The following is a 3,775-nucleotide window of genomic DNA, read 5'->3' on the forward strand; positions in this document are numbered from 1 at the left end:
TGGTCGCCACCATCGTGACCGGCCAGGCCCTACGTGCCCCAACGCCTCTGCCCCGGGGATGCGGTAGTTGCTCACGCCGCTACTGACAAGGCCTCCTTGTTCGCCTTCTCCGCAGCGAGCTGCTTCTGCGTTGCCTCGGTCGAGGTGAGCTTTTTGCTGTTGTGCAGCACGGTGAGCACCGCAGTGTCGGTCACGTCGACGACACCAGCCTCGGCGGAGGAGGTGGGTGCTGCACTGGCGGGGGAGGTCGTCAGGGCTGTAGTCAGCGCCATCGCCGACAGGGCCATCGCGGCGGCTGCCCGACGGAAGCGAGGAATCGTCATGAGCTCTCCAGGTTGGGTGAGGATGCTGCGGGATCCACTGGTCGATCATGAACAGGTGCGCCGCTGATCATCGAGGGCCTGCAGTGTCCCGTTGCTCAGCGTGTCCGTGCCCCTCCATCGGCAAGGGGGCTTCGGAACTTGAGAACTTCTTCTAAATCGGCCGAACGGGTGAATGTTGAGGGCGCATTTATCACGCACAGTGAGGGCCGCGAGGCTGCAGGGTGGCTGCTCACGACCCCATCGACCCTCGTGTCCGACTCGCCATCGCCCAATGGCCCGACGACGCCCCACGCGGGGCGGTCTCAACCTTCTGCGCCGAGCACGGCATCTCCCGCAAGTCCTTCTACGAGCTGCGCCGACGCGCACAGCTACACGGCCCGGCGGCGGTCCTGGAGCCCCGATCGCGGCGCCCCGCCTCTAGTCCCGCGAAGCTGACCGACGACGTCAAGGACCAGGCCGTCGCAGTCCGGGCCGCGCTGGCAGCCTCTGGTCTGGATCACGGCCCGATCAGCGTGCACGACAAGATGACCTCGATGGGCCTGCCGGTGGTGCCCTCGACCGCCGCCCTGGCCAGGATCCTGCGCGAACGGGGCGTGGCCCGCGCCGAACCGAAGAAGAAGCCCCGTTCAGCCTGGCGCCGGTTCGTCTACCCCGCCCCCAACGCCTGCTGGCAGCTGGACGCCACCGAGTACGTCCTGACCGGTGGCCGCAAGTGCGTGATCTTCCAGCTCCTGGACGACCACTCCCGCTACGCCGTCGCCTCCGTGGTCGCCGCCAGCGAGACCTCCGCGGCAGCCATCGCCACCTTCGACAAGGCCGTCGCCGCGCACGGGGTCCCGCAGCGGCTGCTGACCGACAACGGCGCCGCGCTGAACCCGACCCGGCGCGGTCGCATTGGTCAGCTCGTTGAGCACGCCTCCCGCCTCGGGGTGGAGGCGATCACCGGCAAGCCGTACAAGCCGACCACGCAGGGCAAGAACGAGCGCTTTCACCAGACGCTGTTCCGCTACCTCGACCAGCAGCCCCTGGCCGAAAGCTTGGCCGAGCTGCAGGCGCAGGTCGACGCCTTCGACCACGTCTACAACACCCAGCGGCCCCATCAGGGGCTGCCCGGCCGGGTCACGCCCCTGACGGCGTGGCAGGCCACCGCCAAGGCGCAGGCGCCGCGGCCGCACTTCGAGCGGCCCAGGCACTTCCAGCTGCCCTCCGGGCGACCCTCACGCCTGCCCGGCTCCCGGCCTCCTCGAGCTGCTTCCGAGTCCGGTCCGTCCGCAGTGGACTCGATCACCGAGACGCCCGTGGACATGCCGATGGATCTGCACGTCGACACCTGCCTCCGGACGCTGACCAGTGCCGGCACCTTCATGCTCGACCGGGTCCAGTACAAGGTCGACGGGCAGTATGGCTTCGAGAAGGTCCTGGTCACCACCGACGGCGACAAGATCATCGTCACCGACCTGCAGGGCGAGATCCTCATCGAGCACACCCGCCCCGGCCCGGGAGTAAAGTACGTCGGCAACGGCCGGCCCGCGGGTCGGCGACGGCTCGACGCGGTGACTGTCACCGATGTCCTGACATATCGGTGACACTCTCGGTCATTCTGGCGGTGGCACTCGCCCGTCACATGACCGCTGCCCCGTCATCGTCTTCGTGGCCGTGCGTGTTGTTGAGCGCTCTGCTTTGAACGGCGTGAGGCCCGCTCCAACGGGAGCGGGCCTCATGCCGTCTTCAGGCGTTGAAGTCGGTCTTGGCCTTCCCGCCATTGCTGGCGAGGTAGTCGCTGGCGCGCTGGAGAATCTCAACGCTCAGCGGGGATGAACCTCCGCCTCCTGCTCTGAGGTTAGTGAAGCGTTCAGCCAACTTCGTCAGGTAGCCGGAGTCGATCGCCTGGCCTGCAGTCAGGACGCCGTTGCGCCGGTCCTCGGCGATGAAGTTGGCGATGGGAGGCATGAACCCCCCAGGAGTGATCTTCTGACCGGTGGCCTTCTCGAGCAGGTCGCGGTCGCTGGCGGTGAGGGCTTGGTAGTTCTGGGCGTCATAGTCGACACCGGAGGTGCTCTGGTATCTCACAGTCGAGGACTGGCTGTCGTAGCCGGTGGCGGCACTGGTACCGGCGGTACGGTTGATCTCCATGGATGGCCCCTTTCGGCGGTTCGTCAGTAGGTGTAGTTGACGAAGATGCTGTAGAGGCTGGAGTTCACCGGGTAGGGCTTCAAGACGTAGGTGGTGGGAGCTGCCAGCGCGATCATAGGGTGCCATGTGCTGTTGGCCGCCAGGCCGCTACCGGTGAGGTCCCAGCTCGCCGACCCGGACTTCGTGGGGGTGCCCTGGTAGGCAGTCAGGCACTGGTTGGTGGTGCCTACCGGCCCACGGCACAGCCACACGATGAGGGTCGTACCTGCGGGCGGCTGGTCGAGCAGGCGCCAGTTGTACTGGACGAGTCCTGTTTGCGCTGTGGATGGGACGTTGGTGGGGACCCTGAAGGCTGCACCTTCGTACTGCAAGTTCGTCTGATAGATGACGGGACGGTTGGTGTTCTGCGTGTCCGACCACTGACCGGTCGCCGCCTGGCTCGGCAGGGCCGTCGATACGAGCAATCCCAGAACGAGGGCAACCGCTGCGGTTGCCCGGCCGAAGACCTTGCGCATGGTGCCTCACCCCTGTGTGCCTGCTGGGCGACCATCGCCCAGCAGGCATCGTTACGGTGAGTCGCCCCAAAAGTCTTGTTACGGTGTGTCGCAACAGGTTGAACGTCCAACAAGCTTGAAGCCCGCATCGCTCAGGCTCCCAATTGACCTCCTTCGCATCCAAGATCACCGTGACCACGAGGCTGCGGCGGTGGCTGCTCATGACCCCATCGATCCCCGTGTCCGCCTCGCCATCGCGCAGTGGCCCGACGACGCCCCGCGCAGAGCGGTCTCGACCTTCTGCGCCGAGCACGGCATCTCCCGTAAGTCCTTCTACGAGCTGCGTCGACGCGCACGACTGCACGGCCCGGCGGCGGTGCTGGAGCCCCGATCGCGGCGCCCTGCCGTCGGTCCCTCGAAGCTGACGGAGGACGTCAAGGACCAGGCCGTCGCCGTCCGGGCCGCCCTGGCGCCCTGGCGCCCTGGCGCGGATCCTGCGCGAGCGGGGCGTGGCCCGCGCCGAGCCGAGGAAGCGGCCCCGTGCGGCCTGGCGGCGGTTCGTCTACCCGGCCCCGAACGCCTGCTGGCAGCTGGACGCCACCGAGTACGTCCTCACCGGCGGCCGCAAGTGCGTGACGGCTCGACACGGCGACTGTCACCGATGTCCTGACACATGAAGTGTCACCAATGTCTTGATGCAGAACTGTCACCGATGTCCTGATACATCACACATAACGAATCCGACTGTGTGGAAGCGTCCGAAGACTATGCGATTAATACGGGCTCTTGTGGGAGGCTTTCTTGAAATCATCTTCACTCTACCTC

Annotated in this window: 4 protein-coding genes and 1 pseudogene; 2 read left to right on the top strand and 3 right to left on the bottom strand. The window is 66.5% G+C overall.

What is annotated here, in order from left to right:
* Positions 1–71: 71 nt before the first annotated feature.
* Positions 72–323: a hypothetical protein gene (locus tag AB0637_RS24805; RefSeq protein ID WP_366175456.1), complete on the bottom strand. Its 252-nt coding sequence runs from the start codon at positions 321–323 to the stop codon at positions 72–74.
* A gap of 263 nt (positions 324–586) precedes the next feature.
* On the opposite strand from AB0637_RS24805, the gene AB0637_RS24810 reads away from it, so the two are divergent.
* Positions 587–1,909, top strand: coding sequence for an IS481 family transposase (locus AB0637_RS24810; RefSeq protein WP_366175460.1), 1,323 nt, complete (start codon positions 587–589; stop codon positions 1,907–1,909).
* 142 nt (positions 1,910–2,051) lie between these two features.
* Here AB0637_RS24810 and AB0637_RS24815 read toward each other — a convergent pair whose 3' ends face one another.
* Both AB0637_RS24815 and AB0637_RS24820 read right to left on the bottom strand, forming a co-directional pair.
* A complete protein-coding gene (locus tag AB0637_RS24815; RefSeq protein ID WP_366175457.1) occupies positions 2,052–2,456 on the bottom strand; it encodes a hypothetical protein in 405 nt (134 codons plus the stop codon).
* Positions 2,457–2,479: 23 nt separating this feature from the next.
* Entirely contained in the window at positions 2,480–2,971 is a 492-nt protein-coding gene (locus AB0637_RS24820) for a hypothetical protein (protein ID WP_366175459.1), read from the bottom strand.
* 232 nt (positions 2,972–3,203) lie between these two features.
* Here AB0637_RS24820 and AB0637_RS24825 point away from each other — a divergent pair.
* Positions 3,204–3,585: pseudogene (locus tag AB0637_RS24825) on the top strand (IS481 family transposase); the annotation flags it as partial.
* Positions 3,586–3,775 lie beyond the last annotated feature (190 nt).

The organism is Kineococcus sp. NPDC059986 (genome assembly GCF_040702905.1).
Classification (GTDB): Bacteria; Actinomycetota; Actinomycetes; order Actinomycetales; family Kineococcaceae; genus Kineococcus.